Source organism: Methylobacterium sp. Leaf465 (assembly GCF_001424705.1).
Lineage (GTDB): Bacteria > Pseudomonadota > Alphaproteobacteria > Rhizobiales > Beijerinckiaceae > Methylobacterium.
Genome location: NZ_LMRA01000048.1, coordinates 38,670 through 62,215, shown reverse-complemented (window position 1 = coordinate 62,215; position 23,546 = coordinate 38,670). Strand labels below are relative to the sequence as shown.

At 64.3% G+C, this 23,546-nt stretch carries 17 protein-coding genes and 2 tRNA genes; 7 read left to right on the top strand and 12 right to left on the bottom strand.

Going from position 1 to position 23,546, the window contains the following annotated elements:
- Positions 1–83 precede the first annotated feature (83 nt).
- The 4 genes from ASG51_RS22175 (at position 84) to ASG51_RS22160 (ending at position 3,897) form a co-directional block, all read left to right on the top strand.
- The gene (locus tag ASG51_RS22175) at positions 84–1,013 is read left to right on the top strand and encodes an aldo/keto reductase (RefSeq protein ID WP_056383080.1); all 930 of its coding nucleotides are present in this window, start codon (positions 84–86) and stop codon (positions 1,011–1,013) included.
- Complete coding sequence (locus ASG51_RS22170) at positions 967–1,737, top strand: NAD(P)-binding domain-containing protein (RefSeq protein WP_244480233.1); 771 nt, start codon at positions 967–969, stop codon at positions 1,735–1,737. The genes ASG51_RS22175 and ASG51_RS22170 overlap by 47 nt, the downstream gene beginning before the upstream one ends.
- An 80-nt stretch (positions 1,738–1,817) precedes the next feature.
- Positions 1,818–3,101, top strand: a complete 1,284-nt coding sequence (locus ASG51_RS22165; protein ID WP_244479553.1) for an MFS transporter — start codon at positions 1,818–1,820, stop codon at positions 3,099–3,101.
- A 322-nt stretch (positions 3,102–3,423) separates the two neighbouring features.
- The gene (locus ASG51_RS22160) at positions 3,424–3,897 is read left to right on the top strand and encodes a MucR family transcriptional regulator (RefSeq protein ID WP_056219319.1); all 474 of its coding nucleotides are present in this window, start codon (positions 3,424–3,426) and stop codon (positions 3,895–3,897) included.
- A 98-nt stretch (positions 3,898–3,995) separates the two neighbouring features.
- Here ASG51_RS22160 and ASG51_RS22155 read toward each other — a convergent pair whose 3' ends face one another.
- The 12 genes from ASG51_RS22155 to ASG51_RS22090 all read right to left on the bottom strand — a co-directional run bounded on the left by ASG51_RS22155 (position 3,996) and on the right by ASG51_RS22090 (position 17,786).
- A complete protein-coding gene (locus ASG51_RS22155; protein WP_056383266.1) occupies positions 3,996–4,229 on the bottom strand; it encodes a hypothetical protein in 234 nt (77 codons plus the stop codon).
- Between the two features lie 69 nt (positions 4,230–4,298).
- Positions 4,299–5,471, bottom strand: coding sequence for a YncE family protein (locus ASG51_RS22150; RefSeq protein WP_244480232.1), 1,173 nt, complete (start codon positions 5,469–5,471; stop codon positions 4,299–4,301).
- Between the two features lie 964 nt (positions 5,472–6,435).
- The gene (locus tag ASG51_RS22145) at positions 6,436–7,854 is read right to left on the bottom strand and encodes a DUF882 domain-containing protein (RefSeq protein ID WP_056383262.1); all 1,419 of its coding nucleotides are present in this window, start codon (positions 7,852–7,854) and stop codon (positions 6,436–6,438) included.
- Positions 7,855–8,481: 627 nt separating this feature from the next.
- Positions 8,482–8,555 (bottom strand) — tRNA-Gly (locus ASG51_RS22140).
- 71 nt (positions 8,556–8,626) lie between these two features.
- Positions 8,627–8,710, bottom strand: a tRNA-Tyr gene (locus tag ASG51_RS22135).
- Between the two features lie 68 nt (positions 8,711–8,778).
- On the bottom strand, positions 8,779–10,587 hold the full coding sequence (gene recJ / locus ASG51_RS23740) for a single-stranded-DNA-specific exonuclease RecJ (RefSeq protein ID WP_244480231.1): 1,809 nt from the start codon (positions 10,585–10,587) through the stop codon (positions 8,779–8,781).
- A gap of 114 nt (positions 10,588–10,701) precedes the next feature.
- Positions 10,702–12,102, bottom strand: a complete 1,401-nt coding sequence (locus ASG51_RS22115; RefSeq protein ID WP_056219333.1) for an NAD(P)(+) transhydrogenase (Re/Si-specific) subunit beta — start codon at positions 12,100–12,102, stop codon at positions 10,702–10,704.
- Between the two features lie 3 nt (positions 12,103–12,105).
- Positions 12,106–12,555 carry a proton-translocating transhydrogenase family protein gene (locus ASG51_RS22110; protein WP_056219337.1) on the bottom strand — a complete coding sequence of 150 codons (450 nt, stop codon included), beginning with the start codon at positions 12,553–12,555 and terminating at the stop codon, positions 12,106–12,108.
- Between the two features lie 17 nt (positions 12,556–12,572).
- Positions 12,573–13,712, bottom strand: coding sequence for a Re/Si-specific NAD(P)(+) transhydrogenase subunit alpha (locus ASG51_RS22105; RefSeq protein ID WP_056383072.1), 1,140 nt, complete (start codon positions 13,710–13,712; stop codon positions 12,573–12,575).
- Positions 13,713–13,781: 69 nt separating this feature from the next.
- A complete protein-coding gene (locus tag ASG51_RS22100) occupies positions 13,782–14,075 on the bottom strand; it encodes an aa3-type cytochrome c oxidase subunit IV (RefSeq protein ID WP_056219345.1) in 294 nt (97 codons plus the stop codon).
- 124 nt (positions 14,076–14,199) lie between these two features.
- Positions 14,200–15,564, bottom strand: coding sequence for an AarF/ABC1/UbiB kinase family protein (locus tag ASG51_RS22095; protein ID WP_056383069.1), 1,365 nt, complete (start codon positions 15,562–15,564; stop codon positions 14,200–14,202).
- Positions 15,565–15,908: 344 nt separating this feature from the next.
- Entirely contained in the window at positions 15,909–17,786 is a 1,878-nt protein-coding gene (locus tag ASG51_RS22090; protein ID WP_056383067.1) for a M3 family oligoendopeptidase, read from the bottom strand.
- 296 nt (positions 17,787–18,082) lie between these two features.
- Between ASG51_RS22090 and ASG51_RS22085 the strand changes: the two genes are divergently transcribed.
- The 3 genes from ASG51_RS22085 to ASG51_RS22075 all read left to right on the top strand — a co-directional run bounded on the left by ASG51_RS22085 (position 18,083) and on the right by ASG51_RS22075 (position 23,393).
- On the top strand, positions 18,083–19,576 hold the full coding sequence (locus ASG51_RS22085; protein ID WP_056383064.1) for a sigma-54 dependent transcriptional regulator: 1,494 nt from the start codon (positions 18,083–18,085) through the stop codon (positions 19,574–19,576).
- A gap of 98 nt (positions 19,577–19,674) precedes the next feature.
- Positions 19,675–21,777 carry a L,D-transpeptidase family protein gene (locus tag ASG51_RS22080; protein ID WP_056383063.1) on the top strand — a complete coding sequence of 701 codons (2,103 nt, stop codon included), beginning with the start codon at positions 19,675–19,677 and terminating at the stop codon, positions 21,775–21,777.
- A gap of 926 nt (positions 21,778–22,703) precedes the next feature.
- A complete protein-coding gene (locus ASG51_RS22075; protein WP_082514196.1) occupies positions 22,704–23,393 on the top strand; it encodes a sugar transferase in 690 nt (229 codons plus the stop codon).
- The last annotated feature ends 153 nt before the right edge of the window (positions 23,394–23,546 follow it).

Here is a 23,546-nt window from a genome sequence, read left to right as displayed (position 1 = left end):
ATCCGTGCGCCAGTGGATATGTCGAAGTCCGGCACCGGGCCCTAGATGGTCCGGACGCTCGCCTCGCTGGAGTTCGTGCCCCGATGCATCCCAATCGACGCGCCGTCATCGCCGGCGCCGCTCTTCTGCCTCTGTCGGCAGGTCCGCTGAAGCGCAGGGCGATGGCCGAGACGGCGCAATTCTCCGGATTACTCCGCCGCCCAATTCCTTCATCCGGCGAAACCCTGCCGGTGATCGGCATCGGTACGTCGCGTCGCTACGAGGTCGAACCGACGCCGGAGAAGATCGCGCCGTTGCGCGAGGCGGTCCAGCGGTTCGTTGCGCTCGGTGGAACGGTCATCGATACCGCGCCGAGCTACGGCACCGCCGAGGACGTGCTTGGACTGATCCTCAGCCAGGATGGCCTGCGCGAGAAGGTGTTCCTGTGCAGCAAGGTCGGGACGCCGGGCCGGGAGGCCGGCGCGGCGGAGATCGCGCGATCCTTCCAGCGCATGAAGACATCGGTGATCGACCTCATCGCGGTCCACAACCTCATCGATCCGGATGCAAATCTCGCGACCCTTCGCGATCAGAAGGCGCAGGGGAAGATCCGGTATCTCGGCGCAACGGTCTGGCGCGACAGTCAGCTTGCGGATCTCGAAGCGCTGATGACGCGCGAGACCCTGGACTTCATCCAGGTGAACTACGCCCTCGACGATCGCAGCGCTGCCGCGCGCATCCTGCCCCTGGCAAAGGAGCGCGGGACCGCCGTGATGGTCAACGTTCCCTTCGGGCGCGATCGCCTGTTCAAGGCCGTGCAAGGGCGCGCGCTGCCACCCTGGGCTGCGGAGTTCGACTGCGCGAGTTGGCCCCAATTCTTCCTGAAATACGTCCTCGCGCACCAAGCGGTGACTTGCCCGATCCCCGGCATGGCCAAGGTGGCCTATGTCGAGGACAACCTCGGCGCCGCACGGGGCCGTCTGCCCGATGCCGCGCAACGCACCCGCATGGAGGCCCTCGTCGATGCACTTTGAGTTCGTGAAACGCCGCTCGATCCTCGCGCACGTCTCCGGCGCTGCCGTCGCCTTCGCTCTAGTCGGCTCCGCCTGGGCGCAGACCGAATCGGAGCCGATGCGCATCGGGATCATCGGTGCCGGCAATATCGGCGGCACACTCGGCGGCCTGTGGGCTAGGGCCGGCCATCCGGTAATGCTGTCGTCCCGGCACCCAGAAGACCTGAAGGGCCTCGTCGACGGGCTGGGACCCAAGGCCCGCGCCGGGACTCCGGCCGAAGCGATCGCCTTCGGCGACGTCGTGCTGGTGGCGGTTCCCTATAAGGCGTATCCACAGATCGCGCAGGATCACGGTGCCGCCCTGAAGGGCAAGATCGTCATCGATGCCGGTAACGCCACCCAAGCCCGCGACGGCGAGGTCTACGGCGAGGTCCAGGCGAGCGGCATCGCAGCCGTTTCGGCCAAGTACCTGATTGGCGCCCACATCGTTCGTGCCTTCAACGCGGCGAATTACAAGGTGTTCGCCAAGAACGCTCACCGCGAAGGGGGCCGGATGGCGATCCCCCTCGCAGGTGACGACCCTCAGTCCGTCGCGGAAGTGTCGAAGCTCGTCACCGATGCGGGCTTCGATCCGGTGGTCGTCGGACCTCTCAGGACGGCGGACAGCTTCGCCATGGGCTCGCCCGGCTTCGGGCTCGAACTTACCGCTCCGGACCTGCGCACGCGCCTGGGTGTCACACCTTGAGTGGTGAAACGTCCGCCGGCGCATCACCCAAAGTGCCGGCGGGTCAGCAGGCCGCTGCTTGGCTTGGGCGCCTCGTCGATATGCGGCCGGGCGAGGCACCGGCACTTGCCTGGTCGTGGGCGTACATCTTCTCGATCCTGGCGGCCTATTATGTGCTCCGTCCCATCCGCGACCAGATGGGCTTGGCGGGCGGCATCGAGAATCTGCCCTGGCTCTTCACGGGCACTTTGGTGGGGATGCTGGCTCTTAACCTGCCCTTCGCCTGGCTCGTGAAAACGCTGCCGCGGGCGCGGTTCGTACCGCTCACCTATCGGTTCTTCGCGGCCAACATTCTCGTCTTCGCCGCTACTCTGTACCTCGCGGGTCCGGAAGGGAATATCTGGATCGGCCGTGCGTTCTTCATATGGTTGTCGATCTTCAACCTGTTCGTCGTCTCGGTCTTTTGGGCTACCATCGTCGATGTCTTCTCGACGGAGCAGGGTAAGCGGCTGTTCGGTTTCATCGCAGCCGGGGCGACCCTCGGGGCCATCGCGGGCTCGGCGACCACCGCCATCCTCGCTCGCGACGTGCCGACCTGGGCCCTCCTGACCGGCGCGGCAGTCCTTCTCGAGGCGGCGGTCTTCAGCATGCGCGGACTCGCCCGTTTGTCGGACCGCCTGCGTCAGGCACCAACCGCCGGTGATGCACCGGCCGCCGAGGCCATCGGTGGCAGCGCCTTCGCGGGTATCACGCGGACGCTCCGGTCACCCTACCTTCTGAATATCAGTCTGTTCCTGTTGCTGTTCTCGACCACATCGACGTTCCTGTATTTCGAACAAGCCGGCATCGCGAAGCGCAGCTTTCCCGATCGAGGTGCGCAGACGGCCTTCTTCGCAAGCGTGGATCTGCTGGTGAACGCGCTCACTCTTGGCGTGCAATTCTTCCTGACCGGACGGATCGTGCGCCGGATCGGTGTGGGGCCGGCCCTGGCCGTCCTGCCAGCGGCCAGCATCCTGGGTTTCGCGGTCCTGGCCGTTTCGCCGACGATCACCGCCATTGTGCTCTTCCAGGTTCTGCGACGCGCCGGAAACTTCGCCATTGCACGGCCTATCCGTGAGGTGCTGTTCACGGTCGTACCGCGAGAGGATCGCTATAAGGCGAAGAACTTCATCGACACGGTGGTGTATCGCGTCGGTGATCAGGTCGGGGCCTGGTCATTCGCCGGGATCGCCGCTCTGGGGCTCGGTTCGACCGCTGTCGCCGTGACGGCGGTCCCGCTGTCCGTGGCATGGCTTCTGAACAGTCTCTGGCTCGGGCGTCGGCAAGGGGAGCGTCAGGCGCGTCAGGACAGCATCGTGCAGGATCAGACCGCAACCGGCCGGTAGCAAGCCCCGATGCCAAGGAGTTCTGGGCGTGGCGGCGTCACGCGACAAACCGGAAATCGCTGCGATTCCACATCGGATCGGGCAGTATGGACAACGCTCGACCTATCCACCGCGGCCCGATGGTTGTGCCGGCGGACGTGGCCGAGCACACAAGCAATAATCGCGAGTACGCTTCCGCATGCAGCGTCTCTGTTGTGGACATCTCTTATCTGTGATGCGCATGTCAGGCATGTTCATCGCCGAATTTGGCCTCGGGCGCTTGATAAATGTCTACGAATGGGCGATCTGCTGCCTTGGGGGCACAGGGAAAAGAAAATTACGCATGTCCGAAAGCACCGAAATTCAAACGACCGACTTCGTCGATCTCGCCGCCGACATCGTCGCGGCGTATGTATCGAACAATCCAGTCCGGACCACCGATCTACCGGATCTGATCCGCAATGTGCACGCCGCGCTCAACGGCCTCGTCACCGGTGCCGCCCAGACCGCCGAGGAGGTTGCGCCCGAAAAGCCGACGCCCGCCCAGATCCGCAAATCCGTGATGCCGGACGGCATCATCAGCTTTCTCGACGGCAAGAGCTACAAGACGCTGAAGCGTCACCTCAGCAGCCACGGCCTTGATCCCCACAGCTACCGGCAGCGTTACGGCCTCCCGGCCGATTACCCGATGGTCGCCCCGTCCTACGCCGCCATGCGTTCGGAACTCGCGAAGTCAATCGGCCTCGGTCAGGTTGCGAACCGCAACGAAGACGAAGAGGTCCCGCCGAAGACCAAGGGCCGCAAACAGGCTGCTTAAGTCACCGCCTCGCGCCTTGTCGAGGTTACGCTCCCCCTTGACGGCGCGTGACCTCGGCGGTCGTTGCATCAACCCCGTGGCTGGGTATTCGACGGGTTCTAGAGCCAACGTTCATCGAGGTCCGTAGCGTTCCGATCGGTGATCGGCTGGGCGTCGTCACCTTGCGCGAAGATTACGATATCGTTGGGACCGACGTCGCGCGTGGCGTAGAAGTCCCAGCGCCGGTGGATGATCCGGGGACCGCCGAAGAGACGGTACGCGTTCCAATAGCGATCATCGCGAAACCCCACATAGTGAACGCTTCGAGCGGACTGCGCCGGTTCGTCAGCCATGGCTTTGTCTCGGGCGAGGGAGAAGCGGCTGAAGTGAGGTTTTGCGTGCATCCCTCGGCATCGACGATCCTATCGTCCGGCCAGAGACGCGGGTTGGCCGGGAAGCGATAGGCGATTGCCCGTATCGATCAGGGTATCGCCCGAGATGCGGTAGATGCCCAAGTTCCGGTCGACGTAATTACAGACATAAATGTAATCGCCGGAGGGACTGAATGCGACACCCTGCGTGACGGCGCCCGCTTCCGCCTGGGACGTCATCTGCACGCTCTGTGACGAGAGGGACAGCAACGCAACAGCGCCAGTCGGCGTATAGCCCGGGCTTCCACGTGCTGCGCTCGACCCCCGGACGACCGAGACGGCGGCATGTCGGCCGTCCGGCGCGATCACCAGTGCTTCCGGCGTGTCGCCGATTCCCAGGTGATCGAGGACGACCGGGCGTCGACCATCGGCGCGAATGACACTGATGGTATCGGCGTGCCCGTCGCTTGGCTCCTGTCCGGTGTTCCCAGTGAGCGCGAGCGTTCCGTCGGGCGTCACATCGAGCCCGTAGACCCCTGCGCCAACGGGCATATCGTAATCCGGCTCATAGCGCACCGAAGTGCCATTGATCGACAGGACGCCAATACGCGCCGCTTTGTTCTTTGCGACGAAGGCGCGCCGTCCATTCGCCGCGAAGGCGACCGCCGCAGCCTCATCGCCCACATCGATCGTTGCGAGCGGCCGAACCTTTGAGCCAAGGATTGAGAGAACGGTGACGCTGCGTCCCTTGCGATTGGCGATGAGCGCGAGATCTCCGGTCCTCGAAATGCTGATACCGGAGGGTTGCTGTCCAACCTCGACTGTCTCAATGAGGCGCGGTGGCGTCGCGGTCAGATCGATGACATGCAGGCGATTGTCCGCGTGAGCGTACCAAGCGGTACCGTCCTGGTGCATCAGCACCGAACTTGCGACCAAACCGAGACGTCCGTCCGGCGTGACCCGCAGGTTCGTCGGCGGTCCGTACACCGAGTTGTCGAGAGGGAGGGTATGGATCAAGCGAGGATGTGCCTCATCACTGGCGTCGATGATCCCAACGGCATCACTCCCGTTCGGACCGTTGCGGCTGCCATCCGGCGCGAAGAACGTTTTGCCATCGAGGCCGACAAGCAGGAAGGCCGGTGCGTCTCCCGAGGCCAAAGCGCGTATCGGGCTAAGGGCGATCAGGAGTGCCATCCCGAGCGTGCGGATGTGGATGCGTGTCATGTCCTGCACATAGGGCAGCCGGGTCGGGAGTCCCGTTCGGTACATCCCGGAGCGATCGGCTTACCGGGCCCGCCGACCGGCACGTTATCGGAACAAACGGAGTCCTGCGCCGAGAAGACCAAGGCCTGCAATGAGCAGCGTACCCCCAGCCCATTCCAAGGTACTCCGAAGCCGCGGCGAGGCCTGGGCAGCGGCGGCCAGAGCAATGCCCGCCAGCAGGAAGCTTGCACTTACCGTGAACATCAAGAACCGCCTTCCTTGAGCGTTTAAGCTATTGCGGTCCTCATCGAAAGGTTGCCTGATCCTTCCAACGCCGCAGACGCCTCCTTGTCTTTGAAATGAATTCGGAATGGCATACCCCATTTGGCGGATCGGCGAGGCTTTTGCACACAATAAAAATTTTCGCGAAAGCCGGATTCCCCTCGAAATTAAAGCTCATAATTGCAGAATGCTCTGCCAGTCTTTGAAAAATATCTTTTTACAAATTACGCATTTGAACATCGTCCTATGAAAGCGCTCAGATTAATCAGTTTGATAGACTGACATCAGTTTCACCTTTCATTTTGGACTATGGGTTCGATGATAATTTAACTTACCTCCAGGCTGTTCGGTGAAGATTTGTTCGGTTGATCGTCTGTCGCGATGCTTCTGATTGGTGAGACATTTTATAAATTTTTGGCATCGGCAAGGAAAATACCGGCCCAGCCAAAGGTTGTGTTCGGGGCAGATATTTCAGGGGCGGACGACATGGTCCGTGGCAGCGAACTACCCTCTTGGTTCTCGCAATGCGAACGCCCGTCGCGCTTCTGGTGGACAACCTCCACGGTCAGTCCCGAGCCTCACTCCGCCGCGTCGCGACCTACCGGTTCGTGCGCTCGCGTCCGAGGACCGTCGGCGGTTCCTCCCACCTCGAGCGGGATGCAAAGCGAATCTGTCGCGTTACGGGCAAGTGACCGCGTCGCGATCAGCGTGTGCCGGGTACGACGCGTGTGGCCGAGCCAGTAAATCGCGAGGCCGCGAGGTCGTCGCCGGGGCTTCGGGCCGAGAAGCGGGTGGCGACGCCGGCTTGCGGCAAGACAATCGCGGTCGGCGCTCCGTCGAGCTTTGCCTTCGCGTTGGCAAGCCTCACCGGCGCCGCACGACTCGCGGGCTCGACATTCGCGGCAGCCGCCACGAAGAGAGCATTGAGCTGCGTTCGCGGATCGGCATTGGCTGGCACAAGGGCTGCACGGGGGGGTATCGACGGGGAGAGATTGGCCATGCCGGCATTGCCGAGGCCGGCAAGGTGTACGACGGGCCGTGGGGGCGGTAGAGGCATCGTCAGGGCGGCGGTCACCGCTGCAAATTCCGCCGGACGACGGGGCGGCAGCGGCAGGGCCACAGAAGCGACCGTATCCGAGGCTGACGTTGCAGTTGTGGGCGTTTCGCTGGTCAGGAGGCTCTGGGCGTCACGGCCGTCGCGACGAAGGAAATTGCTTTTGAGGGCCTCATCCGCGGCGGGTGCCGCGTAGGCGAGCGCCGTGCGCGCACCGACCGGGTCCTCGGGATCGGCGCTGGCGACCACCACGGCTGCCGTCCTCGCGCGGGCTCGCTCCGACGCTTTCGTCGCTGCCTGCACGGGCGGTGCGGTATCTTGCGCGCGGCCGCCGCCGAAGAGGCTGGCAAAGAACCCCTTGATGCTCTGCCCGTCGTCCTCGTCCATTTGCGCCACCTCGGTGACCCCAAGAACGGTTCCGCCGCGCGAGAGGATTTCGGAACGGGCCATTTCGTAGCCGGGCAGGGGGCGATTGTCCGAGGGCAGGTGAACGGTCTTTCCATCCGGAAATAAACGGGCCAACTGATCGTGCGTCATACGCGGCCATGAGCGGACCGAGCCAACGTCGAGGTGCACGAAGGGGGAGCCGGAGCGGGGATACCAACCGACGCCGCCCCTCTGCATTCGCATGCCGATGGCCCGGATTTGGTCGATCGACACATCCGGCAGGTAGAAATCCATCGCCTTGCCGAGCATGTGCTGACTGTACTCGGCGACCATCTTGGATCGCCGGCGCAGCATCGCGTTGGTGCCGGGCGAGCGATAGGCAGAGACGACGTTGATCGGTTCCTGCGAACCCACCGACCGGTAGGCTTCCCAGACCGTGTCGAACAGGCGAGGGTCCATCTTGATCGGCTCATCGGATCGCCAGTCGCGCAAGAGCCAATTCAATTGCTCCAGAGCCGCCCTGTCGTAGCGTCCGTCGCGCTTGAAGGTGACCGTCAGGCTTTCCTTGGTATGGGTGTGATAAATCGAAAGAGTCCGCGTATCACCGTTGGCGACGGCGTCCTGGGTGCCGCGGGTTCCACCCGCCAGAGCCAGACCGAAACTGGCACCGAAGACGGTCAGACGTCCGGCCCGCTTCCAAGAGCCGGGGCGATGGGTCGTCCGGCCGTTCCGCAGAAGCTTACCCACGGTGGTCTCACCCTCTATCCATTCGCGCGCGGGGCACGGATCATGGTGAACGCAAGGTTGCCGAAAACCGTAAACGTCCGGTTTACCGGGTCCTCGACACTTCGCCGCTCTACGTTCAACGGCTAAGTCTGAACCGTGGCGAAATCGTGCCAGGGTGTGCGAGGGCGCACAGGGCAGATTTTGTTCCTAACTCCTCTGGGGCAAAGGTAGGCGCTCCCGCTGCACGAAGCGATTCCTCCACGCCCGCCCGTGTCCAAGGTGTACCAAAGCCTAGGTGCGGCGTACGCGATTTGGGCAGAAACGTGGACGAAGGGCTGATCGATGCGACGGCCGCGCGCCGATGTGTCGAGATCGTCACGGAGGGTTCGCCGCTTCGCCCCCTTGGTTCGCCAGGAGAGGACATCCCCATCCGTCGATATCAACCGCTGGAAAGCCAACGCAAAACGTCGTCGCGCGAGCCAACCCGCACCAAGCAACCGATCAATCGGCCTCGTTCGGACCCTCGGCAAACGATGGAGAAGTTTTCATGCCGCTTCAGCGGCGTCGGATTCAGAAATCGGATGGAGCGGGTACCGGGAATCGAACCCGGGTATTCAGCTTGGAAGGCTGCTGCTCTACCATTGAGCTACACCCGCATCGCCGACCTTTGTAACAGGTCGCCGAGGCTAGAGACATCCCGGAGAGTTTCGGGATCTCGGTAAAGATTTGGTGGGGGAAGTAGGACTCGAACCTACGAAGCTTACGCAGCGGATTTACAGTCCGCCCCCTTTGCCGCTCGGGACATTCCCCCAAACCGACCGTCTTTCGACGGCGCGCCGTCCTTATGATGACCGCCCGGGCGGGAGTCAACCGCATCGCTCAATCGAAATATGCGAGATCGCAGATGCGCATTTGGGCACGCTCAGCGCCACGCCAGGTATCCACGGACAGCGTCCCAGCGACATGCACCTCTCGGCCGACGCTGGATAGGATTGCCTGTCCGAGAGGACCCTGTGCCGAACGGAATGCAATGGCGCCGATGGCCTGGCCATCCCGACTTCGCAGACGGGCTCGAACGTGCCCATGACCGACGACCGCGGCGTCCACGATGCGGTGTCGCGGCAGGACGAAGGTCGGCTCCGGGGCCGCGGATCCGAATGGGCCGGCCCGGTGAATCGTGCGCACGAGTTGGGCGGTGACACCGCCTGCGCTCATTGCGCCATCCACCTGAAGCGCTTCGACAGCGCGTGCTTCGGCAACGGTCTCGGACAGAACAGCCGTGAGGTGATCGCGAAAACCCGTAACGTTCGGACCAGGCAGCGTGACGCCCGCCGCCATAGCGTGGCCGCCACCCTTCAGGGCAACCCCTGCCTCGACCGCCGTGCGGACCGCGTGCCCTAAATCCACACCCACGATCGATCGACCCGAACCGGTTGCGGTGCCGTCCGGCCGGAGGGCGAAAGCGAAGGCCGGGCGGCCGAAGCGCTCCTTCAAGCGCGCCGCGATGAGCCCGACGACGCCGGGATGCCAGTCGGTGGACGCGACCACCAGCACCGGTTGCTCGGGATCGAGACTGAGCGCGTGGTCCATCTCGGACTCGGCGGCGGCGACCGCTGTCGCCTCGATGACCTGACGTTCGCGATTAAGCCGATCGAGTTCCGCCGCAATCCGTACAGCCTCGGCCGGGTCGGCCGTGGTGAGGAGGGTTGCCCCGAGAGCCGCATTCCCGATGCGTCCCCCGGCATTGATGCGCGGGCCGACAAGGTAGCCGAGGTGCCAGGCCTCTGGCGGCTCAGTCAGAGACGCAGCATCCAGAAGCGCTGCGAGACCAATGCGGCCGCGGGCGCGCATCACCTTAAGGCCTTGCACGACGAAGGCGCGATTCAGGCCAACCAGCGGGACGACATCCGCGACGGTGGCCAGGCCAACGAGGTCGAGCGACTCGGCGAGGTCAGGCAGCCGATCGACGAATTCCGGTTCTCGCCGAAGGCGCCGGTTTAGCGCAACGAGCGTAAGGAAGACGACCCCAGCGGCGCAGAGATGGCCGAGCCCCGACAAGTCGTCGAGGCGATTCGGGTTCACGAGCGCACGGGCCGGGGGCAGGTGCTCTGGGGCGCCATGATGGTCGAGGACGACGACATCGAGGCCGACTGCCGCTGCGGCCTCCAAGGGCGCGTGTCCGCTCGTGCCGCAATCGACGGTGATCAGCAGTGTAGCGCCGTCCTCCCGCAGAGCCTCGACGGCGGCGACGTTGGGGCCATAGCCTTCGGTGATTCGGTCAGGAATGTGGACTTGGACGATCAGGCCGAGGCTACGCAGGTAGCCGGCCAGGAGCGAGGCGCTGGCTGCACCGTCGACATCGTAATCTCCGAATACCGCCACTCGCTCGCCGGTCAGAACAGCGCGCGCGAGCCGCTCGGTAGCCGTCGCCATATCGACCAAGCAGTTCGGGTCCGGCATCAGGTCGCGCATTCGCGGCTGCAGATACGCCTCCGCTTCGGCCGGTCGGATGCCGCGCCCGGCCAGGACCCGGGCCAGCAACTCGGGCAGGCCATGCGCCTGCACCATCGTCGCCGCGTAAGCCTGGAGGGCCGGATCGGCGCAGCGGTCGCGCCAGGGCCGGCCGAGAACCGAGTGGGAGACGTCGAGGAACGCGCGAGGCGCGTCGAGGGCGAGGGCGGCTGACACGGGGGGATCATAGCGCCATCTGGGACGCAGGACTGCATCCGAAACGACAAAGGGGCCGGCGAACATGCGCCGGCCCCTCGAGGAAGGTCCCGCGGGCCATCGCCCGCGGTCGCATCAGAGATTCTTGAGGATGTTGTCGACCACCTTCTTGGCGTCACCGAACAGCATCATGGTGTTGTCGCGGAAGAACACCTCGTTCTCGACGCCGGCGTAACCTGAGCCCATGCCGCGCTTGATGAACAGGACGGTCTTGGCCTTCTCGACGTCCAGGATCGGCATGCCGTAGATCGGCGAAGCTTTGTCGGTCTTGGCCGCCGGGTTGGTGACGTCGTTGGCGCCAATCACGAAGGCCACGTCGGCTTGCGGGAACTCGCCGTTGATGTCCTCCAACTCGAAGACCTCGTCGTAGGGCACGTTCGCCTCGGCGAGCAGCACGTTCATGTGACCGGGCATGCGGCCGGCGACCGGATGGATCGCGTACTTCACGTCCACACCTTCCTTCTTGAGCATATCGACCATCTCGCGAAGGCTGTGCTGGGCCTGGGCTACAGCCATGCCGTAGCCCGGCACGATGATGACGCGCTCGGCGTTCTTCATGATATAGGCCGCGTCGTCGGCCGAGCCCTGCTTGACCGGACGGGTCTCGACAGCGCCACCGGCGCCGGTTGCTGCGGCGTCACCGCCGAAGCCACCGAGGATGACGGAGACGAACGAGCGGTTCATCGCCTTGCACATAATGTAGGACAGGATCGCACCGGACGATCCGACCAGCGCACCCGTGATGATGAGCGCGAGGTTGCCCAGGGTGAAGCCGATACCAGCCGCGGCCCAGCCCGAGTAGGAGTTCAGCATCGAGACGACGACGGGCATGTCCGCGCCGCCGATCGGAATGATGAGGAGGCCGCCGAGTACGAAGGACAGCAGCACGATCAGCCAAAAGATCGCCTTGCTCTCGTTGCCGATGAAGATTGCGATTAGCACCACCAGGGCGACGCCGAGGCCGATGTTGATGAGGTGCCGCTGCGGCAGCATGATCGGCTTGCCGGACATACGGCCATCGAGCTTCAGGAACGCGATGACCGAGCCCGTGAAGGTGATGGCGCCGATGGCGACGCCGAGCGCCATTTCGAACAGCGATTCCTTGTGAATGTGGCCGTTCTCGAGGATTCCGACCGCCTGCGGCGCGTAGAGCGTTGCCGCCGCGCCCATTACGGCCGCAAGGCCGACGAGGGAGTGGAAGGCGGCCACGAGCTGCGGCATCGCCGTCATCGGCACACGCTTGGCGATGACTGCGCCGGCACCGCCGCCGATGGCGAGTCCTAAGATGACAATGACCCAGGCGCCGAGCCCGGCTGGCGGATGGCCGACCAGGGTGGTGAGCATGGCGAGGCCCATGCCGATCATGCCGTACAGGTTGCCCTGTCGCGAAGTGGTCGGGTGCGAGAGCCCCCGCAGCGCCATGATGAACAGGACGCCGGAGACGATGTAGAGAAGGGATGAGACGTTCTGGGACATGTCTCAGGCCTTCTTCTTGTACATGCCGAGCATGCGCTGAGTGACAAGGAACCCGCCGAAGATGTTCACGCTGGCGAGGATGATGCCGACGAAGCCGAAGAAGCGGGCCCAGCCGGTGCCGTGCTCGACGTAAGGCACGCCGGCGGCGAGCAGGGCGCCGACGATGATGACCGACGAGATCGCGTTGGTGACGGACATCAGCGGCGTGTGCAGGGCCGGGGTGACTGACCAGACAACATAGTAGCCCACGAAGATTGCCAGGACGAAGATCGCGAGCTGGAAGACCGTCGGGTCGACGGCTCCGTGAGTCACGGCGCTGAGGCCGTGACCGAGGCCGTCGGCGTATTTCTGCGCCTGGAGCGCGTGCTGCTGCGCGATGTCAGCGGCAGTTCGGGCCGCGGCGGCGGCGGCGCGCGCCTGCTCGGCGGCCTGATCGGGGGGAAGCATAGCCATCGTATCCTCCGGCGGGATCAGGATTGGGGCTGGAACGAGGGGTGCGAGACCTGACCGTCGCGGGTCAGGTTGGTCGCCTTGACGAGTTCGTCGTCCCACTTCACCGCCAGGGCCTTGGACTCCTTGTCGACCAGGGTCTCGACGAAGGCGTAGAGGTTGCGGGCGTAGAGGCTGGAGGCCGTCGCCGCGAGGCGGCCGGCCACGTTGAGATGGCCGACGATCTTCACCCCCTTGTCGGTCACCACGACTTCGCCGGGCTTGGCGCCCTCGACGTTGCCGCCGCGCTCGACTGCAAGGTCGACCAGGACCGAGCCGGGCTTCATGGAGGCGACCATCGCCTCCGAGACAAGCTTCGGCGCCGGCCGGCCCGGAATCAGCGCCGTGGTAATGACGATGTCCTGTTTGGCGATGTGGGTTGTGACGAGGTCGGCCTGCTTCTTCTTGTACTCGGTCGACATCTCCTTGGCGTATCCGCCGGAAGTCTCGGCCTGCTTGAACTCCTCATCTTCGACCGCGACGAACTTGGCACCGAGGGATTCGACCTGCTCCTTGGTGGCCGGGCGCACGTCGGTGGCGGTGACCACCGCGCCCATCCGGCGGGCCGTTGCGATAGCCTGGAGGCCGGCAACGCCGACGCCCATGACGAAGACGCGGGCGGCCGGTACGGTTCCGGCGGCGGTCATCATCATGGGCATGGCACGACCGTATTCGGACGCGCCGTCGACCACGGCGCGGTAACCCGCAAGGTTGGCCTGGGACGACAGCACGTCCATCACCTGCGCGCGGGTGATGCGGGGCATCAGCTCCATAGCAAAGGCGTCGAGACCGGCCTCCGCCATGGCGCCGAGTTCGGCCTCGTGGCCGTACGGATCCATGATGGCGATGACCGTGGCGCCGCGCGGCAAGAGGGCGATCTCCTCGGCCGAGGGACGCCGGACCTTCAGAACAAGGTCTGCGGACCCGGCGGCCTCGGAGGCCGATCCGGCGATGGAGGCCCCGGCGGCCTCGTAATCGGCATCCCGAACGCCGGCCTTCAGACCGGCACCAGACTGGACGGTGACGTCGGCCCCGAGGCCGATGAACTTTTTGACCGTCTCTGGCACCGCCGCGACCCGCGGCTCCGCGGGATCGGTTTCCGATAATATAGCGATGCGCATGCAGGAATGCTCCTTAAAGGACGGCCCGAAGGCGACCCGCAAATCAGTCAAGTTGTGGTTGGAGAGGGATCAGGCGAAAGCGAGGTACAGCGCCAGCAGGATGCCGACCGCCAGGGGGGCCTTCCAGCCGATCGCGGGGGCGAGAGCACCCACCGCACCGGCGATACCGGAGAGGATCACACCGAAGATCGCCGTCAGCCAGGCCTCGCGGATACCGCCGACCGCCAGGGCCAGAACCCAACACAGCACGACACCGGTGCCGATCTCTACGAATCGAACGAAGCCGCGATAGGTCTGCTCGTGGGTCTTCTCATCCATCGCCGGGCTGTAATGTGCGCCGGACACGGTCTTGGTATCAGCCATCTTGTGGGCGTCCCCTTGGGCATCATCTTGATTTGTTCCAAGGGGATTTAGCGCAAGCCAAGGTCGCTCGCAATCGACATGCGGGCCCGGCAATCGCCTCGAACGGCTTTTTGTGGCCACGCTTTCAAGCCGGAGAAGCAAGTCCTGCCTTTGCCAGTGCCTCGCCCTGTCGCTCTTCGAGATCCGCGAGGGAGAAACGGTCGATCTCGGCCTCGAACAACTGGTGATAGTTCAGCTCCGACCGGAGATGCAGGAAGACGGCGCCGAGGCCGACCGCCGCCCGGTCCATGAAGACGAATTCCTGCGGGATCGTAACCGGACCGCGTGCCTTCAGGGCCTGATGAACCTCGAAGGCTTGTCGGCGCCCATACTCGCCGGGCTTGACCCCGTCGGCCACGGTTCGCGTGCGATCTTCCAGGATCGGCCCATAGATAAAGCGCGCCCAGATATTCAGGATTTCGACGAGTTCCTTGTTGAGATTCTTGAACCCCCAGGTCTCGTAGGCATGGACGATGCGTGCGTTGTCGTTGGTGAGCAGGCCCCGATACAGGTCGACGACACCGCCGACGAAGCGTGGATGGAAGATGCGGACGCAGCCGTAGTCGAGCAGGTTGATCCCCCGCGCTTCGCCCCCTTCTGAGAAGACCGTGTAATTGCCAAGGTGTGGATCGCCGTGAATGACGGCGGCACGGCTGAACGGATGCCACCAGGCCTTGAACATCGACCGGGCCAGACGATTGCGGACGTCTACTGGACTCTCGGCGAAATCGAGGATGCGCTGCCCGTCGAGCCAGCCGAGCGTCAGGAGACGCTTCGTCGAGAGATCCTTGTGGATGGCGGGCACGCGGACCGCATCGACGTCGCGAAGGACGTCGCCGTAGAGGACGGCATGCTTGGCCTCGCGCTCGTAGTCGAGTTCCTCGCGGACACGGGCACCGATTTCTTTTGCGATCTCACGGGTATCGAGCCACGAGGACATCCGCCGATGCAGGGCGAATGCGACTTCAAGCTGTTTAAGGTCGGCCTCTACGGCCGATTGCATATCCGGGTACTGAAGCTTGCAAGCGAGGTGCGTGCCGTCGAGGGCCGTGGCGCGGTGGACCTGACCGAGGGAGGCAGCTGCCGCCGGTTTGAGGTCGAAGGTCCGGAATCGGGTCTGCCAATTGGCCCCCAGTTCGGCGATCATGCGTCGCTTGACGAAAGCGGCGCCCATCGGAGGCGCATCGGCCTGAAGCTTCTGCAGTTCGGTGGCGTAATCGGGCGGCAACAGGTCCGGCACCGTCGCCAAAAGCTGCGCCACCTTCATGATCGGGCCCTTCAAACCGCCTAGGGCCTGCGCCAGGGCTGCCGCATTGGTCGGAGCCTCCTTTCCGCCGAACAGCTTCGCGCCGGCCATGCGCGCCGCCACCCCTCCGACATTGGCGCCGACGCGGGCATAGCGACTTGCGCGGGCGGAGAAGCGGTTGGCTTCACGATCGGTGTCGGCCATCGGGATCAATCAACTCGTCGGGAGAAACTTTTTTCGGAGATAAGCGCAGTGATCGATCACGCCAGGGCAGCGGGCTCATGGGTCGCGGCTCGACAGTCCAGTGCCGGGCCGATCGTCGAGAATTGGGCGTTTCAGTCAGCCGACGTCACTCTCACCGGTGGCGAGCTCGCGAATTACCCTTACAGCTCCGGCATGTTCCACTTGGATCGCCCTTCGCGATGCCACGGGACGAGTTGGTCAGCCCGGGACGAGCGAGGCGCCGGGTCCACCGACGAACCACCCCCCGTTTGTCCAGGACGAACACCGAAAGGCGTCCTCCTTCCATCGCTCATATCGTTGAGCGCTTATGCAGCCTCCATCCCTTCAAGTTCGACTATCATGCCCTCGATCATCGAGAGTCCGATCTGCCAGAAGCCAGGGTCGCGGGCGTCAAGGCCGAAGGGGCCCAGGAGTTCGCCGTAGGGCTTGGCACCGCCAGCCGACAGGAGGGCGAAGTAGCGCTCCACGAACCCGTCTTCCGCCTTGGCGTAGACGCCGTAGAGCGAGTTCACGAGGCAATCGCCGAAAGCATAGGCATAGACGTAGAATGGCGAATGGATAAAGTGAGGGATGTAGGCCCAGAACGGCTCGTAGCCCGCATCAAGCGCGATCGCCGGACCAAGGCTCTCGGACTGAACCGACATCCAGAGGCCGTTGATCTGCTCGGCGGTCAGCTCGCCCTGTGCCCGGGCGAGGTGGACCTTCCGCTCGAAGGCGTAGAACGCGATCTGGCGCACGACCGTGTTGATCATGTCCTCGACCTTCGCCGCCAGCATGGCGCGGCGCTGGTTCGTGTTCGTGGTGGCGGCTAGGAGGCGGCGGAAGGTCAGCATCTCACCGAAGACGCTGGCAGTCTCGGCTAGGGTCAGAGGCGTAGGCGCCATCAGGGCGCCGTTCGGGCCGGCGAGAACCTGATGCACGCCGTGGCCGAGCTCGTGCGCCAGGGTCATCACGTCCCGCGGCTTGCCCTGGTAGTTGACCAGGACGTAGGGGTGGGCCGAGGGCACGGTCGGGTGCGCGAAGGCGCCGGGCGCCTTTCCGGGGCGGGTCGGAGCGTCGATCCAGTTGCGGTCGAAGAACGTCCGGGCGATGTCGGCCATCTGCGGAGAGAACGCCTGGTAGGCGTCGAGGACAGTGTCACGCGCTTCGCTCCACGGAATGGTGCGCTGATCGACCTTGGGGAGAGGAGCGTTTCGGTCCCAATAGGGCAGAGCCTCGACGCCGAACCACTTAGCCTTCAGGCGATAATAGCGGTGCGACAGCCGCGGATACGCGGCCTGGACAGCCTCCACCATCGCGGCGACCACCTCGGGCTCGACGCGATTCGAGAGATGACGCGCATCCGCGACGTCCTTGAAGCCACGCCAGCGGTCGGAAATTTCCTTGTCCTTGGCGAGCGTGTTGGTGATCAGCGTAAAGGTGCGCAGGTTCGCACGGAAGACTTCGCTGAGAGCGCCCGCAGCGTCCTGTCGAATGACGCCATCCGGATCCTGAAGCTTGTTGAGGGTCGGCTCCAAGGTGAGCTGCTCACCCTGCACGGGAAAGCGGAGTGCCGCGATCGTACCGTCGAAGAGCCGATTCCAGGCCGAGCGCCCGGTGACGGACTTTTCAAGGAAAAGTTTCTCGGTGCGATCGTCGAGTTGGAACGGTTTCTCGCGCCGCAGGTCTTCCAGCCAAGGCGCGTAATGGTTGAGCGGCCCATCCGCCATGGCCCGATCCATCGCCTCGTCGGAGATGCGGTTCAGTTCGAGGGCAAAGAACAACAGATGGCTGGAGGCCGCCGTCAGCCGCTCCTGCGTGTCTCCGTAGAATTTTTCCCTGAGCTCATCGGTGGTGTCGCCGGAATAGACCAAGCCCGCGAAAGACATCAGGCGTCCGAGCAGATCTTCGATGCCTTCGTATGTCGCGACCGCCTCGGCTAGCTGGGCCGAGGCATCCGGCGCGGCCGCCATCTCGGCGAGGCGACCGGCGTAGCGCTCGTAGAACCGGGCACAATCCGCTTCGGCTCGGACCAGGTCAGCCGAGAAATCGGCAGAATCGATCCCAGCATACAGGTCGGCAAGGTCCCATTCCGGCAAAGCCCCCAGATCGGCCGCATGCGCGGCGGCTCTGGCAGCGCTGGCCCCTTCCGCATTCGCGACGATGCCCGAATGACTGGCAGTGGCGACGGCTCGGCTCGGCATGATGATCTGGTTCCCTCTCGGACCGGTCAGGTCCGTGCGCGGTGATATCGAGTGCAAAGGCCGTCCGATCAATCTGAGTCGATCAGAATCCTGCGGGTCGGGACAGTTTGTCAGCGGGTGTGGAAGTGGGGGCGTGCCGAACGCTCTCCGCTACGCAAAAGTCGGATCGTCGTTAAGCACGGCTTTACGCTCTTGGGGCACCCTGCGGTTCGAAACGAAACACGCCAGCGACGATGACGCCCGGAGGACCCTCGTGTCGCCGGATGCCGTCCGCTTGCGAACAGCGAGGCTGCCCCATGTCGACAACGGTCCTGATCGTCGACGATGATCCCGTGCAGCGCCGCCTCGCCGAAACGATGGTTCGGCGCCTCGGCTTCGAGGCGCGGGTGGCCGAGAGTGGCGAGCAGGGCCTCGAGGCGTTGCGCGCCGGCGATGCGATCGATGTGGTGCTTCTCGACCTCGTCATGCCCGGTGGCCTCGATGGACTGGGCGTCATGTCCGAGATGCGCAGAACCGGCCTCGACGTGCCGGTGATCGTTCAGACCTCGAACGGCTCGATCGATGCCGTTGTCACGGCGATGCGTGCGGGCGCCACGGATTTCGTGGTCAAGCCAGCCGGTGCCGAGCGTCTGCAGGTCTCGATCAAGAACGCTCTGAAGGTCGATCAGCTCGAGGAAGAGGTCCGCCGCATGCGCCGGCGCGCCTCAGGCGCGCTGAGCTTCAAGGATCTGACATCGCGGAGCCCGGATATGGAGCGCGTGATCCGCCTCGCCGAGCGCTCGGCCAAATCGAACATCCCGGTGCTGATCGAAGGGGAGTCCGGCGTCGGCAAGGAGGTGCTGGCACGGGCGATCCAGGGGTCCGGCGATCGACGCGGCAAGGCCTTTGTCACCGTCAACTGTGGCGCGATCCCCGACAACCTCGTCGAGTCCACCCTGTTCGGCCACGAGAAGGGCGCCTTCACGGGCGCTACCGAGCGTCATGTTGGCAAGTTTGTCGAAGCCTCGGGTGGAACGCTTTTCCTTGACGAGATCGGCGAACTGCCCCTCGATGCACAGGTGAAGCTTTTGCGCGCTCTCCAGGAAGGTGAGGTCGATCCGGTGGGCGGAAAGCGCAGCGTACGGGTGGACATCCGTCTGATCTCGGCGACGAATCGCTCGCTCCTCGACTTGGTCAAGCAGGGCCGATTCCGCGAGGACCTGTATTATCGCCTGAACGTCTTCCCCATGACGCTGCCGCCGTTACGGGCTCGCCGCGAGGACATTCCTGATCTGGTGCGCTCCTTTTGCGCGCGCTTCGCGGCCGAAGAAGGCAAGAAGGTCAGAGCCATCACACCCGAGGCGATGGCGCTCGTAACCCGGTACGGCTGGCCGGGTAACGTCCGCCAACTGGAAAACGCTCTGTTCCGCGCGGTGGTGCTGGCGGATGGCGACGAACTCACGGTGTCCGAATTCCCGCAGATCGCCGCCCAGGTAGAAGGCTTCGACATCCGGATTCCCGCCGCACCGATCCAGCCGATGGTGCAGGGCGGCGCGCCGCAGCCCGTGAGGGAGATCGTCCGGGTGGAAGTGCGCGATCCGCATGCCATGAGTCTGGTCGCGGAAGAGACCGGCGAGATGAAGACGATGGACGGCTTGGAAGCAGAGATCATTCGCTTCGCACTCCAATTCTATCGCGGCCGAATGTCCGAGGTCTCACGCCGCCTCGGAATTGGCCGATCTACCCTTTACCGGAAACTCAAGGATCTTGGTCTCGCGGAAGAGGACAAGGTCGACGAGGCTGCTGCCTGAGACCTCTCATCGGCGATCGTGCGATTGCGCACGCGGCCGCCTGGTCCGATTATCCTAATGCTATCGGCCGGTATGGTCGGTCCCGAGGAGTTGCCATCATGGGCGTTTTGCGCTCTGCCTCCGTCGCGCTGTCCGCACTGCTGGCGGGCTGCTCAGCCTATGGGGCCCAGGCCCAGGTTTCCGACATGCGGCAGCAAGAGGGTCGCGCATCCGACGCTCAGAAATCGCAGGCCCAGCCTTCACACGCACAGGCTCCGGATGCAGCCTCCGCGACCCCGGTCACGCGGAACGCCTCGGTCGATCCGGGCGCGCCCGAGGCAGCCAGGCCCGATCCGTCTGCCGATAGCGCGGGTCCGATTGCGGCGAGGGGACCGGACGCGAACGCGTCCATTCCGGGAACGCCTTCTGCGAGCGAAGCAACGGCACCGCCGCCCCTGCCGACCGACCCGCAGGCCGCTGCCATCGCCACCCGGCTTGCCGATCCGACACCGCTCCTCTTCCGGCTCTCGACGAAGGATCGCGAGGCCATTCAGGCGTTCTATGCGTTGGGTGCCTTCAAGCCGGTCTGGATCGTCGATGGAGCACTCACGCCTGCGGCAAAATCCGCGGTCGCCCGTCTGGCCTCCGCGGGGGAGGACGGTCTAGCGGCGTCCGCCTATCCTGTGCCGGTTCTTGGAACGCAGGGCGCCACCGAAGCGCAGATCGCGGATGCGGACCTGAAGCTCTCGGCCGCCGTCGTGCTCTATGCACGGGATGCGCGCGGTGGTCGCATCCATCTTGCCAACCTGTCTCGCTTGATCACGCCGGTCCTCGATTTGCCGGCACCGGATGCCGTCCTCGCCCGCATCGCATCCGGCGGCGCGTCGGCCGGTTCGCTGCTGCAGGGCTACAATCCGGCTCAGTCGGGCTACCTCTCCCTGAAGGCGCGCCTCGCGGTGTTGCGAGGTAACGGCCAGACTCCGTCCGCGGCCGGTGTGCATCTGCCGCCGGGGCCAGTGCTCAAGCTCGGCATGACGGACCCGCGCGTTCCGGCCCTGCGTAGGCGATTTGGACTCGAAACCCGGACGGCCCGCACCCTCGATGCCGGACCGGGCAATCCAGAATTCTACGATGCCGGCGTGGTCGCGGCCGTGACGGCGTTCCAGCGCGCGCGAGGTCTAGCCCCGAATGGCACATTGACCCTGCAAACAGTGTCCGCTCTTTCCCGGCCCGAATCCGCAGCCCGCACCGACGACGCGGAGGCCGCGCTCATCGTGAACATGGAGCGCTGGCGCTGGTTGCCCTCCGACCTCGGCCGCGACTACGTAATGGTCAACATCCCGGAGTTCCGCCTACGGGTCGTCCGGGATGGGCGTCAGCGCGACGAAGCACGCGTGATCGTCGGCAAAACGGAATCGCCCACACCGATCTTCTCGGGGATGATGGAGTACGCCGTCGTCAATCCCTCTTGGAACGTCCCGCCTTCGATCCTGAAGAACGAGTTCCTGCCGGGTCTCGCCCGCGACCCGAACTACGCGGCCCGTCGGGGCTACGAAGTGGTCTACCGCAACGGCAACGTCTCGGTGCGTCAGCCGCCCGGGGAGCGCAACGCTCTTGGCTTCATCAAGTTTATGTTCCCGAACAACCACGCCGTCTATCTGCACGATACGCCGAACCGAACCCTCTTTTCCTCCGCTCACCGTGCCCTAAGCCATGGCTGTGTGCGCGTGGAGGATCCCTTCCGGTTCGCCGACGCAGTTTTGCCTGAAGCCTGGTCGAGTGAGCGCTTGAAGAAGCTGATCGGGAAGGGCGAGCGCCAGATCCGCCTGAGTGAAAAGCTGCCGGTACACCTCGCCTATTTCACGATGTCGGTGGACGAGGCCGGCACGGTGCGGACCCTACCCGACCTCTACGGGTACGACTCCCGTATGAAAATCGCCCTCGGCCTGAGCCCAGGAAACCTATTGGTTGCGCGCGGGGCGGACGGCAAAACCCCGGAAGCCCGGCGGTCGGCGCAGAAGAAGCCCGCGGTGACGGCGCGAACTGTGCCCGCCCTGACGGCGGCACCTAAACCCCTGGACGAAGGGCAGCGGTCGCGGATCCGGGAGGTGAATTCCGAAGGTCCCGCCTTGCGCGCCACGGCCGAACGCCCGCCCGCCGGTTTTGGCGAACCCGACCTATGGACCCCTCGACCCGGCCGGCCCCTAAACGGTTGGTGGTAGCACTGGACCTTGGCGCGACTGAGCGACCCAACTGAACGGATCGTCGGCGGAGGCTTCTTTCCCGCAAGTTTCGTGGATGGACGCAAGAAGGTTCGGGAAATCGAGCAACGTTCGGCCGATCTTCAGCATGAGCTGAGTGTACTTCTCCCTTCCCGAAAGTATCCGTTCGCTGCCGGCTCAGGACTGCCGACAGGCTCGAAAACGTGTTGAGGGATGCATTCAGATGTGCCCAATTAAGGGCGCAGGATCCGATTGCGCAACGACCTGCAGAATTAGCGGCGCAGCAACGTACCGGATTGCAAATGTCGACGTGTGTGCCGTAATGGCACGCCAGGATTTCGGAAAGGTCAGACCGATCCTGCGGATGTCGTCCATCACATGAGATGACGAGCATCGACCTGTCCCCCCGCGCCAATCCCGAAGGAACACGACACTCGAAAGTTGCGGTCGAGTCGGCCTGGTGGGTAAGCCTGAGCGATGAGTAGGCGCCCATAGACCCGTGGGGGGCACCGACCACGCATGACGCCGGGCTCTGCATGGCATGTGCAACCATCGGCTTTGTCACCCTGATGGGCCAGGCATTTGGCGGATCATCGACGTCAACATGCACTTCCTTAGTGAAGTACAGGGGGCGGGAGCACGAATTTGAATATCGATGGTTACTTCAGATAGTACCATTTCAAATAACTGAAATATGTTTCAATATGCCGGCAAATATACTGCCAAACCTGTATTTTCGTGCATGCTGCTGCCTTCGGTTTGTCGTAATTCAAGGGTATGGTTTACAAGGAATTTAGCCTAATTCCTGCTATTGATGCTTTCCGTAGTCATTGTTCGCTGCAGTACGGGATGGACCTGGCCTGTTTCGCTTCAGCGCCACGGGCTGATGGGAATCGATGTCTGCTTATTCTGAGGGCACTGTCACGATGGACACCACTTCTGCTCGGAAGGGCCTTCCCGTCGGCACCACCACGACCGCGCTGACCCCATCCCATCCCGGCCTTGCCCGTCCCAGCCTCGCCCGTCCCAGCCTGGCGGCCCTCCGCCCCGCCCTGGACCAGACCCTGGCCGCCCTGGCCCTGTTCCTGGTCGCCCCGCTCCTGGTCCTGGTCGCCCTCCTGGTGCGCCTCGACAGCAAGGGCCCGGTCCTGTTCCGCCAGACCCGTACTGGCAAGGACGGGCACCCGTTCCAGATCTACAAGTTCCGCACCATGCGCGTGCTGGATGACGGGGCGGTCGTGCACCAGGCCACCCGGGGCGACGCCCGGGTGACCCGCGTCGGCGCCCTGCTGCGCCGGACCAGCATCGACGAGCTGGCTCAGGGCGTTCAGCAGCGTCACATGGCCCTGGTCGGCCCGCGCCCCCATGCCCTGGCCCACGACCTCTACTACGGCGCCGAGATCCCGACCTACCGCCACCGCTTCGCCGTCAAGCCCGGCATCACCGGCTGGGCCCAGATCAACGGTTCGCGCGGGCCCACCCCCACCCTGGCCGACATGCAGCGCCGCGCCGCCCTCGACCTCTGGTACATTGAGCACCAGAGCCTGCGCCTCGACCTCCAGATCCTCCTGCGCACCGTCCTCGCCGAAATCACCCGCCGCACCAACGCCTTCTGAACAGAGCCGCACGCCCGACCTCGCGCGTGACCTGACGGGGCCTCGACTGCGCCGAACGAGCAGGGACGGAACGGGACAGCCGAAGCATCCTCCCGGGGCCGCCCTTCACCAAGCCGATGCGCTTGCGATAGGCTGATGGGTGGCCGATTCACC